Genomic DNA, 15723 nt, shown 5'->3' on the forward strand with positions numbered 1-15723 from the left:
CTTCCCGGCTCTCGCAAACCTTTGTTTTCACATCGATCACATCATTTGCCTTTGCCGGATGCTTTTTCCCTGACTTCACTGCCAATTCCCAGTACCTCCTCGTCATAAATCGCTTCCCGGATCACTCCGTAAAAGTTTTTTGTCTGATAGATACGCACCCCCGGACGCTGTACCTTTGCCCTCCAGATATTGAGCAATATTTTCTCCAGAGGTCTTCCATCCTTTTCATACATGGCAAAGAAGAAAAACGGCAGCATGATCACAACCATTAAACAGGCCGAAACCGTGGTTCCGATTGTATTCCTGGTGAGAAAATACACAGGAACACCCACAGCTGCAGCCAGCGAAAAGCAGATCAGCTGTCTCCTGGTCAGATTGAACATGACCTTGTTTTTCACCTTTGTCAGGTCCTTTGGAACCTGAACATATGCCATAGCTTCCCTTCCTTTCCGACCGGAGATGTTCTTCCCATCCCCGGTCCTATTAATGTGCGTTAAAGATCGACTTACTGATCGATCCCGTTTTAAACAGTGCAAAACACAGGACAACGGTATAGGCTGCGATGGAAAACAGTGCCGAATGAATATTGGCCGCAACCGTCATTTCATTGACCAGCACGCAGTAAATACCAACGATCACCATAATGAAAAAGCCTTGGAATCCAAGCGCCAAAAGTCCCCGTGCGTAATTGTTGCCGATCTGTCCCCATTCCCGGTTTGTCATAGTTGCAAACGGAACCGGAGCGACCGAGCTGTAAAGATATATTTCGATCATCCTGCCGTAGAGTACGACGGTGATCAATATCGAGATAATCTTCATACATAGCGATACCAACGCTGTTTCCAGCGTCAGTGACAATAGTTCACCGATGCCCATGGTGGCCATCTCTGTTTCCATGGCTGTGATCGTCTGGGCAATATCAATAGCGGTGCTTCCTCCTATGACTCCCGCTGCCGAATTGACCATGGACTGCCCGACATCAAATATTGCCATGACGATATTGAAGGTGTTTGTTACCAGAAAAACGGCAACAAAGGCCTTAAAAAACCATTTGAAGAACATCCAGGTATCCATGTCGTGCATGTTATTTTTCTCAATGATCATGCTGATCAGCTCATAACAGAGCACAAAGGTGATGATCAGTCCCGCAATAGGAACAACCACCGAATCCGACAGATTGTGGATCATGGAAAAAATGCCTGTATTCCACCCCTGGGGAGTCTGCCCCACCTCCGAAGCAATGGTTCCTGTCTTCTCGTTTACATCAGCGAACATGGTAGTCAGATTACTCGATACAAATCCTGTGAGGAGTCCTCTGATCCACTCCTCAATTGTTCCGAATAAATCAAACAACTGCTGCTTCCTCCTTACTTAGCTTCCGAAGGCAGGCCGGTTTCCCGAACCTGCCCGCTTTGATTAACCGAATAATCCGGATAGCATCGGTACAAGGACTGTTCCGATCAGTGCAACTCCACCGCCCGCCATCAGCTGCTTCATGCCCTGAGACTTGGCACCGGGGTTGTCGTTTCCATATCCTTCCATAAGATTGATGCCGCCCCAGATGCCAAGACCTGCTCCCAGGGCGATTACAAGAGTCTGCAGTACCTGTACTGCACTTGCGAAAAATGCCATATTCTTTTTCCTCCATATATTTGATTGATTATTTCGAAAGAAAAAGAGCTCTGTACCTCCACAGAACTCTACTCCTTCTCTGATTCAGTTATATCTTCCTCCGAGACATCTGCCTCAAAGACCTCGATTGGTTCATCCTTTCTCAGAACCAGTCTGCGGCTGACATATTTTTCAATGTCAAATGCCAAACGCTCGTCACTGTCTGACAGCTCACAGTACCGTTTATGCTTCGTGATATCATACTTGTCACTATAAAACGGCCTTACACCCCGGAGCTGCAGGATACATTTACCGCCATCCATAACAGCCAGCTCATCACGGGACATCAGTTCCTTTCCTGTCTTCTGGTAATTGATGCCGTAGCTCCGGCTGGTTCCCCTTGTGTCCGTGGTGTTGTACAGATCGATGGTTTCCTTTCCAAGCATTTCAGACATTTCCTTTAAAGTGGTCGTTTCCTTACCACCCAGAAACAAAGTAGTGTCGCAGTTGCCCACGATGGTATCGGCGGAATCCTTGTAGATAGCTTTGAGCTGACTCTGGGACTGCAGAATAATGGATGCGGATATCTCCCTGGAACGGATCGTCGCAATCAGCTTTTCCCACTTCGGAATCCGGCCAATGTTGGCAAACTCATCAAGAAGGCACCGTACATGAATCGGCAGCCTGCCGCCGTATTTATCATCGGCTCTGTCACAAAGCAGATTAAAAAGCTGTGTGTACATGATGCTGACCACAAAATTAAAGGTGTCATCCGTATCGCTGATAATGACAAAAAGAGCTGTCTTCCGGTCTCCCATGAGATCCAGCTCCAGCTCGTCATAGCTCATCAGATCCCGCAGCTCCCGGATATCGAAGGGTGCAAGTCTGGCACCACAGGAAATCAGGATACTTTTTGCTGTTTTCCCGGCGGCCAGCTTGTACTTTTTATATTGCCGGACCGCAAAGTGATCCGGATCCTCCCGTTCTAGCTCCTCAAACATCAAATCCACTGCATTTTTGAAGCTTTCATCATCCTCTCTGGCCTCTGACGCATTGATCATTTCAAGCAGCGTAGTGAAATTCTTCTCCTCATCAGGGGCTTCATACCAGATGTATCCGATCAGTGCCTGATAATACAGCTTCTCAGCCTTCACCCAGAAATCCTCGCCAGATTTGTCACCCTCACCTTTGGTATTGGCGATGATCGCATTCACCAGCTTCAGGATATCCTTCTCCGAACGAATATACATGAACGGATTATAGTGGTGCGACTTCTTAAAGTTGATCGTATTCAGCACCCGGATCTCATAGCCATGCTTTTGCAGCATATGCCCGCATTCCACCAGGATCGTACCTTTTGGATCCGTAACACAATACGAACTGTGAAGCTGCATCAGATTTGGTTTAACAAAAAATCTTGTCTTACCGGAACCGGAACCACCGATCACCAGGATATTCTTATTCCTGGCATACTTTGGATTCTTGGGTCTGCCTGACATCGTCAGCCGCTCTGTCTGCGTCAGGATCACGTTATTATCCGGATCCGCATCTACATAAGGTTTGATATCCTGCGCCGTTCCCCATCTGGCAGATCCGTACTCAACACCCTGGCGAAATTTCTTTGCATTTGCTCGTTTATAACGGATCATCGTCCAGATAATAAGAGCCCCCGTTACACCCACAAGCAGATCGATGATATGGAAGCTCGGAAACGGATTGACAAAAGCCTGCTTAAAATACAGAAGCGTATTTCCAAGCTTTTTTGCTGTCGTATCTCCTGGCACATACCGATACAGCCAGCTGATCTTATCAACCAGGTACCAAATGACGATATAGGGAATGCAAAGGAGCAGTCTCTTTTTCAGTTCTGCCCTCAAAGTTCCTGCCCCCGATCCTTCTGCTTGGTACGCTCACGCTGCCTGTTCTGATCCTTCGCCTGCTGCCGGTATTGGCTCAGCCGCTTCTGAATGGATGGTTTGTTTGCCTTCGTAAGCTCCTTTGCAGAGAATTCTTTGAAGGCTGCCGTCATCACATCCACGTCCTTTGCCTTAAAGAACACCAGATATCTCGGTGGATCAATCGATTTGTCCTTTTTGAGTGCAAAGTCGATCTTATATTTGTTCGCTACCCGTTCAAAGGACTTGATGTTACGATTTGTGATCTCGATATTGGTCAGTCCCTGATTCTGATCCATCAGCTGACCCACTGTCTGTTTTCCTCGGGGAACGCTCTTCGCCGTTTGTTTCGCTGCCATCTGCGTCTTCCATTTTTCCTGATTCTGCAGATATTTCCGCATGGCAGCCTTCAGCACAGAGCTCGTTACCCGAAACCCCTGTGTGCCTGCCCGAATGGACAAAGCCACGATTTTCTCATTTACTTCATCCTGCAAGATAAGTTCCTCCTTCCTTTAAACTCTGATTTCACATGTATGCCAGGGTGGATAGATGCGCTGCCACAACCAGATCATGCCTTCCTCCTTATCTCGCCGCCATCAAGCCGCCGCTATAGGGTCTTCTTGCTGCTCTCTGCAAATATTCCGGAACCGGATAGAGATAATCCATGTTGCAGCGTCTCTCATTTTTCTTGCGCTCTCTCGCCATGCGGCGATGCTCCTGATCCATGATCCGCTTCTCGTTTTCTTTTCTCCACTTTTCCCTGAGTACGTTGTTGTGGGAATCATAGATCGCACAGATCGTCTTATAGCTGTAATCCAGATATTTACCGGGAACAGCCTCCATGATTTTTTCCGGAACGACATAAAAAGTCATAAAGTTCACCCAGAATCGCCTGTTGTTTACCCGGATCCCCTTGCAGTCTCTCTTTTTCTGTGTCTCGAAGACTGGTGCCACCAGCATATACGTATCATTGATACGCTTCATGACCACAAAAAACTTCGCCTGCAGCTTTTCAATAGCTCTGTAGATTACAAGTTCCTCGCTGTTAAGGCCGTCCAATACCTCCTGCGGAAGTGCTTTATTAAAAGCACAGATCGCTCCTCTGCGGTTAAAATCATTCAATCTCATTTCCATTCTCTTCGTCTCCTTCGTCTTCAAACAGGCATTTGCCGTTTTTAAATTTTTTCTCTGTATCGGCTTTCCTGTGGTTTTCTCCCTGAAAGCTAATCGGAATACACATGGCAAGAACCCGGTCATAGATACGCTGATGAGCAATATCTGCCGGGTTCTTCATGGTCTCCAGAGAAAGATTTGTTGTCACGATCAGCGGAAGTCTTGTCTTGTACCGCTCATCGATAATGTTAAAAACCTGCTCCAGGGCATATTCGGTGCTTCGCTCGATGCCAAAATCATCAATGATGAGAAGGGAATACTCCATCAGGCTGGCAATAAAATGATTCTTATCCTCCGAATACATCCCACTGAGCTGGTTCAGGATTTTGGAGAAATTCGTCATCAGAACGGATACCCCTTCCTCGATCAGGGCATTTGCAATGCACGCCGCATAAAAGGTCTTTCCGGTTCCTACTCCGCCCCAAAGCAGCAATCCGTCATTATTGGCCTTTCTTTCCTGCCAGGTCTCCACATACTTCCTTGCTGAGCCTATTTGAGGAAGGCTGCCGTCATCCTCCTCAAAGATACAATCAAGAAGTGCCCGATCATGAATGCAGGTCCCTTTCATTCTTCGGATCCGGTTCTGCTTTTCTCTTAGCGCACGCGCTGCCTCTTCCCTGTCCCATTGCTCCTGCTCACACTGACATTTCACACGAACAATCATTTCTTTTCGGAGCAGTGCAGAATTGATCCGATACTCTTTCCTTGTATGACACCTGCCGCAATACAAAAGGCCGTCCTTCCCAACGTAATCTTCCTGAAAGACCGGGTTCAAATTCTTCTCTGCCTGAACATCAATTTTTTCAATTTCAGATACAGCATCCATCAATAACTCTCTCCCTTCTTGAATGAATAATCCGGAAAACCTCTTTTCTTAGGTTCTGCCCGGGGACACTTCTGCTCGTCATACTTTGCCCACTGCAAAATCGTAAGATAGTGATTCTCATACTGTTTACCGGTATTGGCCATATAAGCAGAAAAATAATCGATCTTCCCAAGATAATCCGGATAGAGTTTTTTGAGACTTCCATATTCTGCGTCCGAAAGGATCACATTCCGATTCACACCGAAAAGATGCGGACCGGAGCCATCTGACTCTCGTTCTTTCTCTGTATCTGTTTCTGTCTCTTTTTCTATCTCTTTCTCTGTGATGCATTTTTGCTGCATTTTGCTGCATCCGCGTTGCAATGCAACGCCCTGACTGTTTTTGTCCTCAAGCAGCCCTGCTTTTCTGGCTCTTGAAATCCGGGATCTCTGTGTACTTGCTGTTTCCGACCAGATACCCGTCATTTCCGGTATCTTCGTCATATACACTTCCCAGTCATCAGAATCGCCTCTTTCCAATAAGCCGGCTTTTTCAAGTGCCGCCAGTGAAAACTGCACGGACATCAATTCTTCATCCAGCGCAAGGGCAATCTCTTCCTCAATGGTCGGATATAAGCCTTCCAGATAAATGTAACCATCCGTTTTCAGACTCATTAAGAGGAGCTTCAGATAAATAATGGTGATCTTTTCTCCCTCCGGAAGCCTCCGGATATACTTGAGTGCCTGCTGATTAAAGAATTCCTCATGGAGCTTTAACCAGTAATACCTCTTGTTACTCTTTGCCGGCATCCAAAAGCACCTCCTCCCAAAAGGTTTGAACACCCCTCATGTGAGGACACTCCAGAAATTCGCAGAAACGGTATTCCCAATCCGGCCTGTGATGAGGACAGCCCATACAGAGGAAATCTTCAGAAATTTCAAAAGTCTCATCCGATGCTCTTCGCATCATAACTTCATAGCGAGCCAGTCGCTTACCTGCCATCGACATCATTTCCCAGCTCCCTTCCTCTTTGTCTCCGCCATAATACTTCGAAGACAATAGCCGATACAGGGACTGTTTTTTCCATAAGGACAACCATCACACGGATTTTGGGGCTTCTTTTCTTTTTCCTCAGGAAGAAGGTAGTAACATCGCTCCTCCGATAAGGTACACCCTTTATATTTGCCTCCCCAGTAATAACAGTACTTACAATCCTTAGGCTTATTTGCCGCATATCGTCTTTCTGACTTCATAAACACATCCTCCAATCTTTGCGTTTCTCCCCGGCTGCCCGGTGTGGACAGGCAGCACCGGTTACTTAATCGCAAAAGGATATGGCGGAATACGTTCACTTATCGCCTGGTACTCCGCCACATATTTTCACGATTAAAAATCGTTACTTCATTAAGTCATTTTCAGTTTTCATTTGTCCCCGACACCCTGTACTGAACAGGAACCCTCCGACCCGCATCTTGGTCAGACGCTCATAGGCCGTTTCACCTCCCCGTGGAACTCACCGGGCCGCCCGCATTCCTGCGACCAGACGGAAGTATCATTGTCCCGCGTATGCTTCTTTGCAATCAGACCGTACCAACAGGCCTGTTTCGTATCTCTGTAGATCGCTCGTCCCAAAGGAGTCATGGCGGCAGAAAACCTGTCGCTCCACATACAACGGATATAAACCGGAGGGTTGCATATTTCCGCGACATCACGAGGCACGTAGGAATACTTACATTCCCATGGGCCGACTGCCGCGAACCTGCGACGAATGCCGCCAGGTGTTTTCAATGTTCAAATGAGAAGGTTATCTATCCTCTCACTTCTTTGGTGTTTACGGATAATTAGCTGCGTGAATCGCAAAATTGAAAAAGTTGAAAGTTTTTTTGAAATGTTTTTCAGACATGAATCATCAGAAGTGTCCAAGGGGCACGTTCTGAGATTGTAAGCGGTCGCTAAGGTCCAGGGCAAGCCCTGACTTTGGCTCGTCACAAACCAAAAAGCCCGGGAAGCTGATCATTTGATCAACCTCTCGGGCTGTACGAACAATAAAAGGCTTATCCACAATTATTTGTGTTTTGAACCCTATACTCAGTTCTATTCTTTCTGTCCGGATCTTCTAACAGCCTCGTTATTCCATATGATCTGCTTATCAGTGTGGATTAATTTCCGAACAACTTGAAGCCAATTCTTCCAAAAACAATAGTTTCCCGGGAATAGTTGGTATATAGCTGGATGTAATCCAGGGAGTCGTTCCATATCGAAGTGTCATCCACAAAGACTGTCCCTGCCAACTCATTCCCCTTCCCAGTACCCCGTCACAGCCACCAACAGCAAAATCTGACTGAAACATCAGACCCGGTCCAATCGTATTCGCATAGCAGCTTAACGGAATATAATTTCCGTGGAACGTAAGATACGCATTCTGCTCAACAGTGAGAGGATGAAGCATCGCTCCAATCCTATGTGTGTCTGCCAGCCAGTCTGCTTCCGAAGAATAATCCTTTGCAAAATGGGGATCCCAAAAAGCTATATGGCAGGCTCGTCCAATTCCGTAAACCATTACTTGTTTCGCCCCTTTAGCACGAAGCTCCCCCATCTGCTCCGCATAATTTGGAAGTTCTTCTTTTGTAGCAAAATGCCTTTGTTTTTCCGGCACTCCCTGTGTTCCAAGAGGTCCATAAAACGCCTGGTTCATGGCATATTGGAATGTTACCGGATTATCTGCCGGCATGGTATTTCCTTCAGAATCCGCCCATTCATCCATATTGAATCCATGAACATGTTCACAGGTAATTCCCCATTCCTTTAAAAAGTACACAGTCCAACGATACATCTCCATTGGTCCTACCGGAAGGATTAAAATCAACTCCTTTCCTTCTTCCTTTGCCAGACGAATCTGCATGGCAATCTCATGACCAAAGCGTACTGCCATATCATTCAAATCTTTCACTGGAATCGGTTTAAAATCCTGATTCCAAAAATCCTGTGGTGTACAGATGGTAGCAGGATCACTGGTAACACAATATTTTAAACGTTCAAGATCCCAGCCTTCCGGATACAGGCTTTCGAACATAGACCCTTTAATCGTACTCATCATATCCATTTTTAAATCTCCCTTATATCATTCAATATTATTTTTATTACTCAATATTTCCAGATTTTTCATGAATTTCAAGCCATTTATCCACATTCTCGATTGTGATCAGTTCGGTAGGAACAACGACTTCCTCCTGCGTACCGCCTTCCAGTGTCTGGATCGCCATCTCAAGCGCTGCTTCTGCCTGTGCAGGCGCATTCTGCGCTACGGAACATGTCGTAAGACCAGATTTAACAGCTTCACATCCTTCCGGAAGGCCATCAATACCGCCCAAGAAACTGAACTCATCCAGACGCCCTGCATTTTCGATTGCCTTTACTGCACCCAGAAGCATAACATCATCATGGGACAAAACACCATCGATTTTATCATACGCCGTAAGCCAGTCATCCATATAATTCATAGCCTTATCTCTTTCCCAGTTTGCATTCTGTATAACCAGAATATTAATATCATCTCTTTTTGAAAGAGCTTCTTTAATACCTGCAGTTCTTTCAATAACAGCGGTTAATCCTGCTTGTCCTTCAATCAAAACTACATTTGCATTTTCCGGAAGAACCTCTGCTGCTTTCTCACCGAGAAGATATCCCATATCTTTCTCACTGGATACAATTGCAGTACTATTTCCATCATCCACCTTTTCACTAAGAGTGATAACAATAATCCCCTGATTATAAGCTTCTTTAATCGTCGGAATCAAAGATTCGATATCGTTAGGCTGTACAAAAATCACATCAACACCTTTGGAAATAAAAGTTTCCATGCCGGATATCAGTTTTGCATTATCTCCGGCTCCATCAATCACCTCAATATTGAATTTATCGCTGTATTTGTTCTCTACTGCGGCAACCAACTCATTTGCCTGCCATGCAGTAAACTGATCGGTCTGGTTTTTAGCTACCAGGCCTGCTGACCATTTTTTTACTTCATCTTCCTTCTTTGTTTCTTCCTTTTTTTCACCTCCACATGCTGCTAATCCGATCACCATAATTACCGCCAACAAAACTGCCAACAATTTCTTCATAATACTCTTCCTTTCTTTTAGATTTTTTATTTTTAAGTGCTCCGCACTTTAGAACAAACTTACATTTTGGATTTTTTCTTAGCCATGTCAATACCAACTGCCAGCATAATTACAATACCTTTCACTATTGACTGCCAATAAGACTGAACATTCATTAGGTTCATCATATTATTTAACAAAGCAATAATCAGACATCCAATTACTGTTCCACCCATGGAACCGACACCGCCGGTAAAAGAAGTTCCGCCGATAATGGCGCCAATAATAGCATCAAACTCGTAGTTTTGGCCAGTGGACGGCAAACCACTATTAATTCTGGAACAGAGGATAACGCCTGCAAATCCAGAGTATGCACCGATGATCAGATAAGCAATTAATTTGATTTTTTTTGCTTTAATACCTGAAGCAACTGCTGCATATTCATTACCGCCGACGGCATACAAGTATCTCCCAAATTTCGAATGTTTTAATATGATATAACTGATAACAGTAATCAACACCATAAATACAATGGGAGCACGGATTCCCAAGATCGTTCCCTGACCAAAAAACGCAAAATCTCCAATATTATAGATTGTTTTTCCGCCTGTATATACATACGCTGCACCTCTGGCAATATTCATGACCGCCAGCGTTGCAATGAAAGGAGGAATATTAAATCTGGATACGGCTATTCCGCTAATCAATCCGCAGATAATACCTATCGTAATAGATACCACCATTCCAACAAAAGCATTTCCTGTCTGAATCGTGACACCGATTCCCACACATCCTGCCAATGCCAGCACAGCTCCCGGTGCCAGATCCGTCATTCCCGCGATAATTACCATTGTTTCACCACAGGCAATAATCAGAATCGGACTCACCTGTACCAGAATATTGATCAAGTTGCTTGGTTTAATAAAATTATCTGACATAAAAATTGAAGCAATAAACATTACCAGGAACACAAGATAAATTGCATATTTACTAAACACAGTCCCTGCTTTTATCTTCTTTATTTTTTCCATTTTAATTTTCATTCCTCCACCATCATCTGTTTACTGTTGCATAATGCATGACTTTCATCTGATTCGCTTCTTCTCCCAGAAGTTCTCCCGTAATTCTCCCTTCACTCATGACATATATCCTATCTGCCATCCCTAAAAGCTCCGGCAAATCAGAAGAAATCATAATGATAGACATACCCTCTGCCGCAAACTCACACATTTGTTTATAAATCTCATATTTTGCACCTACATCGATTCCTCTGGTCGGTTCATCCAGAATAAATACCTTAGGGCTTGCCACCAGCCATTTCCCGATAACTATCTTTTGTTGATTGCCTCCAGAAAGAGATGCTGTCATCGTATCCAGATTCGGTGTCTTAATACTTAGTTTTTTTATAATTTCTGCAGAAACATTTTTTTCTGCTTTATGATTTACAAAAAGTGTCTTACTGAAGCGATCATAATTGGGAAGAGAAATATTTTCCAAAACACTTCTTTTTGTTACCAGCCCATATTTTCTTCGATCCTCAGAAACCATCATGATTCCATTGTCAACAGCATCTTTTGGTGTTTTTATTGAAATTTTTTCCCCCTCCATATAAATTTCACCACTTTTCAATTCATCCATACCGAAAACAGCTCTGGCAACCTCTGTTCTCCCTGCACCGACAAGGCCGGCGAATCCAAGTATCTCACCACGTTTTACGCAAAAACTGACATCCTTGATTTTTTCATTACTCAGTTTTTTTGCCTCCAGAATGACATCTCCAATTTCTGCTTTCACCTTAGGATATGTGTTTTCAATCGTTCGTCCCACCATTTCAGAAATAATCTCATTTTTGGTGATTTCTCCTACTTTAACCGTACGGATAAATTGCCCATCACGCATGATTGTCAGATAATCACAAATTTCATCTAATTCCTCAAGGCGATGGGAGATATAAATGATTGTCGATCCCTGCTTTTTCAGCTCTCGGATTTTTGTAAATAACTTCTCCACCTCAGACTCACTTAACGATGAGGTTGGCTCGTCCATTACAATAATCTTAGAATTGAAATAAACGGTTTTAATAATTTCTATCATTTGCTGTTCACCAATCGACATTTCCTTCATCTTTAACGATGGGCTATAAGGTAGTTTCTGCTGTAATAAAAATGTCTTTGCTGTCGAATTCAGTTTTTTATGGTCTATAAGCCCCAATCTGTTTTTAGGTTCCTTTCCAAGAAATATGTTTTCTGCTATGCTTAATTCCCCAATTACATTAAGTTCCTGGTGAACCATTCCAATTCCTAATTGTTGTGCGTGTATAGAATCTCGAATCTGAACTTCTTTACCGTTCAATAGAACTTTTCCACTATCAGCATGATATAGGCCATTCAGAATTTTCATCAATGTCGACTTTCCGGCACCATTCTCTCCCACTAACGCATGTACAGTTCCTTTTTTTACCGAAAAAGAAACATTGTCCAGCGCTTTTACGCCCGGAAAACTTTTCGTAATTCCCGAAAATTCAAGAATAACATCCTGTTCATCCATATTCTCTTTCAGCATATTTTCCCTCCTTTTCCTGTACTACTTTATCTGTTATGTCAATTTATTTATTCATTTAATTAATTAATATCATTATTGGATCGTTTTGTCAATAGCTTTTATTTGTTTTTATAAATAAAACAAATATTTTTATAATTACCCTCTTTATTTTTTTGTAACCTTGCCTTATAATAAGTTTAACCAATAAATTAATTAAAACAGAATGGAGAATTTTATGCCTCACGGATATAACAGTAGTACTATTCAGAGAATTAATTTAAAACTAATCTTTAATCTAATTCGCAAGCACCAGGCATGTACTCGTGTAGAACTCGCCAAAAAAACAGGTCTCAGCGCAGCCACAGTTTCTAATATCGTTAATAGCCTCATCAATATCGGTCTTTTATATGAATATCCATTGGCAACCAATGGTGTCGGACGCCGCTCGATCGGCCTGAAGATCAACTATGACCGCTTTCATGCAATTCATCTTCGTATAACCAGCTCCAATATCTTTCTTGGGCGATATAATCTGGAGGGACAGCAAAAAAACTACACTACCATACCCTATACCAATGACACTGACCGTAGAAAACTTTTAGAAAACATTAAATCCCTGATTCGACAGGAACAGTTATCTCCCCTTGCACCTCCTATTCTTGGTATCGGGATTTCTCTGCCTGGCCCTTACGACAATAGCAACTATCTTGGTTTAATTGGTGAACTGGTTAATTGGGGAGACATTGACATTTGCAAAGAAATTTACAATGAATTTCAGATTCCTGTCTATGCTGAAAATGATGCCAACATCGGCGCATTATGCGAATGGTGGAAAGACAGCAGTATTACAGACTATGATACCCTCGTCTACATCACCCTGGCAGAAGGTACAGGCGCTGGTATTGTTTCATCGGGAATGCTTCTCCGTGGCATTCAAGGTGTCGCTGGAGAAATCGGTCATATGTCTGTTAATCCAGACGGACCTTTATGCAAATGTGGCAATCGCGGTTGCCTGGAACTCTATACTTCCACTGCCGCACTTGTAAAAAATGCGCAAAAACTTGCTTCCTCAGCCACTTCCTCATCGCTCTCTGATAATTGTACGAAAAAAGAATTTTTTCAGGCTCTCCTTCAGAATGATCCTGTTGCTACTGAAGTTTTCCAGACTGCTATGCGTTATTTAGGTACAGGTATCATCAATATCATCTACTTGTATAATCCAAGTATTCTTGTCTTCGGTGACGAAATGGTCTCTAACGGTGCGGGCGAACTTCTCCTCCAATCAGTACAAGAATTCGTCAGGGCCCGAGTCAATCCGCAGCTGTTTGAAAACCTTACAATGAAACTCAGCACGTGTAACACAGATCCTGCCTTTCTCGGTGCCGGTGTACTGGTATTAAACAATATCAGCGATATTTTATACGATCAGGCTATGTTTTCTTAAAGGAGTATATGATGTGTCCAGTTACTCAATCTGTGATCCCCTGGGGAACGTACAAAGAAACACCGGTTTTCTTGTATGAAATTTCTAATCCATCCGGTCTTTCTTTATCTGTTTGTGAATACGGGGGGATTTTACAATCTCTCCGTTTTTTGGATGCCTTCGGAACGATGCGCGATTTAGTTCTCGGTTATGACAACCTTTTCGACTATCAGAACGATAATAACTGCCTGGGAGCTTCCATTGGCCCCATCGCCGATTTAGTTGTTAATGGGCAAACGATCCTGGATAATCGCAAAATTCGTCTGCAACAAAATACCAATGGTCATTGCCTACACAGCGGTCCGGCTGGATTTCATAAAAAACTGTGGCAAGGTACCTCCATTCCCGATGGAGTTTGTCTGAATGCCCTATTTTCAGAAGAAGAAACCGGGCTTCCAGGGCATTTAGATGCATCTATCACATACCGCATTTTATCTGGCGATTCATTCCAGATTCTTTTTTCCGCTGTCTGTGACAAAGAAACAGCACTGAGTTTTACTAATCATAGTTTTTTTCATCTGGCTCCACCCACTTATAATCAGACAGGTATTAAATCTGCACTTTCTTCAATAAATGGTCATTTTCTTCAAATCTATTCTGATTATTATGAAAGTCTGGATAAAAACGGACTGCCCTCCGGCAATTATTTTCCTGTCAACGAATCAAGTCTGGATTTTACTCGTCCTCGTGCGCTTTGCGAAGTCCTTTTTCCTCTTTCTTCGATGCTCTATACATCGGGAGGGATTGACCATTTTTTTCCCATCCCCGGAATCGGTCTGCGTCCTATGGCTGAATTATCTTCTCCAGACACCGGCCTGCGTCTCACCTGTTTTTCTGATATGCCTGGCCTACTGGTTTATACTGCCAATAATCTCCCCTCCATAAAAGGTAAACAAAAAATCATATATAACAGGCATACTGCCATATGCCTAGAGCCCCAGGCACCACCTAACGCTGTAAATGTTCCTTCACAACGTAATCTTGTTCTTCTTCAGTCAGGGCAGGTCTATCATCGAGAAATCCGGTATGTACTTTCGCGCTTTTCTCCAGATAGAAACACAGAGCTTTAAATTCAATTGTAATCCGCAGGCGCCTGTGCTATAATTTTTCCATAGAATTCCTCTGCGGAAACGGAGGAACATGGGTACAAAGAAAACATTGCAGGACCTTACGATCAAGGACAATTTCATGTTCGGCGCAGTTATGACACAGGAAGAAAACTGCCGGGATTTTCTGGAAATGGTTCTGGGCTTTCCGATCGAACGAGTAGAAGTTGTCCGGGAGAAAAGTCTGATGTATCACCCGGAAAACAAGGGTGTGAGATTAGACATATATGCAAAAGATAAAGAAAATAAGCACTATAATGTAGAGATGCAGCTGGCGGCAAAGCCGGAGCTGGGGAAAAGAGTCCGTTTGTTATACCTTTAAGCAGAACTGTCTGGGAGATGACAACCTGTTTCTGAATGATGGAAGCGGCAGTATTTTTTTAAGCACCCATGGAAAAAACGAGGATGAGACTCCGACGGCTCTGGTGCAATTCCTGAAATATACCCAAGGGCACCCCCTCAATGCATGCCCTGCGGGCGGACGCACTTCGTGCGGTAAGGTATGTGAGAGCAGACCTGGCAGCGAGTATGGATGACTATGATGATGAATTTGTGAAGCGTCTTCAGTCTTCTGTGCGTCATGTCAAAGAAAGCCGGAGAATGGAGGAAAAGTTTATGTTACTGGAAGAGATGCTGAGAGATGAGAGGGCCGAGGGAAAAGCCGAGGGAAAAGCCGAATCGATACTGGAACTTCTGGAAGATTACGGACCTGTTCCGGAATATCTGAGAGAACGGATCCTCTCAGAAATGAATCTGGACACCTTAAAGAGATGGCATAAATTATCTGCCAGGATACAGTCCGTGGAAGCGTTTGCACATGAACTGGAAACAGAAGGCAGCCTGGGAATCCGTCTTTAAATTTAATACTCTGAGAATATCTACTTTTAGTCAAGACCACCGGCTTAGCCGGTGGCTTGTTCTGCCCCTATAAGGGGCTGTTGCCTGCTTGCGCCCGGAAGGCGCACTGAAAGTCTGCCAACTGCACCACATTCTCAGCTGCCCTTAAAAG

At 43.9% G+C, this 15723-nt stretch carries 18 protein-coding genes; 4 read left to right on the plus strand and 14 right to left on the minus strand.

The features are described 5' to 3' along the window. Window positions 1-41: 41 nt before the first annotated feature. The 14 genes from QJ036_RS12490 to QJ036_RS12555 all read right to left on the minus strand — a co-directional run bounded on the left by QJ036_RS12490 (window position 42) and on the right by QJ036_RS12555 (window position 12146). The gene (locus tag QJ036_RS12490; RefSeq protein ID WP_283231702.1) at window positions 42-434 is read right to left on the minus strand and encodes a PrgI family protein; all 393 of its coding nucleotides are present in this window, start codon (window positions 432-434) and stop codon (window positions 42-44) included. Window positions 435-483: 49 nt separating this feature from the next. Then, complete coding sequence (locus tag QJ036_RS12495) at window positions 484-1353, minus strand: VirB6/TrbL-like conjugal transfer protein, CD1112 family (protein ID WP_283231703.1); 870 nt, start codon at window positions 1351-1353, stop codon at window positions 484-486. A gap of 63 nt (window positions 1354-1416) precedes the next feature. Further along, on the minus strand, window positions 1417-1632 hold the full coding sequence (locus QJ036_RS12500; protein ID WP_283231704.1) for a Maff2 family mobile element protein: 216 nt from the start codon (window positions 1630-1632) through the stop codon (window positions 1417-1419). Window positions 1633-1700: 68 nt separating this feature from the next. After that, entirely contained in the window at window positions 1701-3488 is a 1788-nt protein-coding gene (locus tag QJ036_RS12505) for a VirD4-like conjugal transfer protein, CD1115 family (RefSeq protein ID WP_283231705.1), read from the minus strand. Beyond that, a complete protein-coding gene (locus tag QJ036_RS12510; RefSeq protein ID WP_283231706.1) occupies window positions 3485-4000 on the minus strand; it encodes a PcfB family protein in 516 nt (171 codons plus the stop codon). The genes QJ036_RS12505 and QJ036_RS12510 overlap by 4 nt, the downstream gene beginning before the upstream one ends. An 88-nt stretch (window positions 4001-4088) precedes the next feature. Next, a complete protein-coding gene (locus tag QJ036_RS12515) occupies window positions 4089-4640 on the minus strand; it encodes a hypothetical protein (RefSeq protein ID WP_283231707.1) in 552 nt (183 codons plus the stop codon). Next, window positions 4621-5505: an ATP-binding protein gene (locus QJ036_RS12520; RefSeq protein WP_283231708.1), complete on the minus strand. Its 885-nt coding sequence runs from the start codon at window positions 5503-5505 to the stop codon at window positions 4621-4623. Before QJ036_RS12520 ends, QJ036_RS12515 begins: the two co-directional genes overlap by 20 nt. Next, window positions 5505-6293, minus strand: coding sequence for a phage replisome organizer N-terminal domain-containing protein (locus QJ036_RS12525; RefSeq protein WP_283231709.1), 789 nt, complete (start codon window positions 6291-6293; stop codon window positions 5505-5507). Before QJ036_RS12525 ends, QJ036_RS12520 begins: the two co-directional genes overlap by 1 nt. Then, entirely contained in the window at window positions 6277-6486 is a 210-nt protein-coding gene (locus QJ036_RS12530; protein ID WP_283231710.1) for a hypothetical protein, read from the minus strand. The genes QJ036_RS12525 and QJ036_RS12530 overlap by 17 nt, the downstream gene beginning before the upstream one ends. A gap of 474 nt (window positions 6487-6960) precedes the next feature. After that, window positions 6961-7152, minus strand: a complete 192-nt coding sequence (locus tag QJ036_RS12535) for a hypothetical protein (RefSeq protein WP_283231711.1) — start codon at window positions 7150-7152, stop codon at window positions 6961-6963. 481 nt (window positions 7153-7633) lie between these two features. Next, window positions 7634-8587, minus strand: a complete 954-nt coding sequence (locus QJ036_RS12540; protein WP_283231712.1) for a 6-phosphogluconolactonase — start codon at window positions 8585-8587, stop codon at window positions 7634-7636. Between the two features lie 37 nt (window positions 8588-8624). Continuing rightward, window positions 8625-9605 (minus strand): sugar ABC transporter substrate-binding protein, encoded by a 981-nt coding sequence (locus QJ036_RS12545; protein WP_283231713.1) that lies wholly within the window; start codon window positions 9603-9605, stop codon window positions 8625-8627. Window positions 9606-9664: 59 nt separating this feature from the next. Further along, window positions 9665-10615, minus strand: a complete 951-nt coding sequence (locus QJ036_RS12550) for an ABC transporter permease (RefSeq protein ID WP_283231714.1) — start codon at window positions 10613-10615, stop codon at window positions 9665-9667. A 22-nt stretch (window positions 10616-10637) separates the two neighbouring features. Continuing rightward, window positions 10638-12146 carry a sugar ABC transporter ATP-binding protein gene (locus tag QJ036_RS12555; protein ID WP_283231715.1) on the minus strand — a complete coding sequence of 503 codons (1509 nt, stop codon included), beginning with the start codon at window positions 12144-12146 and terminating at the stop codon, window positions 10638-10640. A gap of 214 nt (window positions 12147-12360) precedes the next feature. Here QJ036_RS12555 and QJ036_RS12560 point away from each other — a divergent pair, with 214 nt between their 5' ends. From QJ036_RS12560 to QJ036_RS14170, 4 genes are all read left to right on the plus strand, one after another. Further along, window positions 12361-13569, plus strand: a complete 1209-nt coding sequence (locus tag QJ036_RS12560; protein ID WP_283231716.1) for an ROK family transcriptional regulator — start codon at window positions 12361-12363, stop codon at window positions 13567-13569. Window positions 13570-13580: 11 nt separating this feature from the next. Further along, window positions 13581-14678 (plus strand): aldose epimerase family protein, encoded by a 1098-nt coding sequence (locus tag QJ036_RS12565; protein WP_283231717.1) that lies wholly within the window; start codon window positions 13581-13583, stop codon window positions 14676-14678. 70 nt (window positions 14679-14748) lie between these two features. Then, window positions 14749-15036 carry an Rpn family recombination-promoting nuclease/putative transposase gene (locus QJ036_RS14165; protein WP_331487555.1) on the plus strand — a complete coding sequence of 96 codons (288 nt, stop codon included), beginning with the start codon at window positions 14749-14751 and terminating at the stop codon, window positions 15034-15036. A 206-nt stretch (window positions 15037-15242) separates the two neighbouring features. Then, window positions 15243-15572: a hypothetical protein gene (locus tag QJ036_RS14170; protein ID WP_331487556.1), complete on the plus strand. Its 330-nt coding sequence runs from the start codon at window positions 15243-15245 to the stop codon at window positions 15570-15572. The last annotated feature ends 151 nt before the right edge of the window (window positions 15573-15723 follow it).

Source organism: Fusibacillus kribbianus (assembly GCF_030053595.1).
GTDB classification, from domain to species: domain Bacteria; phylum Bacillota; class Clostridia; order Lachnospirales; family Lachnospiraceae; genus Lientehia; species Lientehia kribbiana.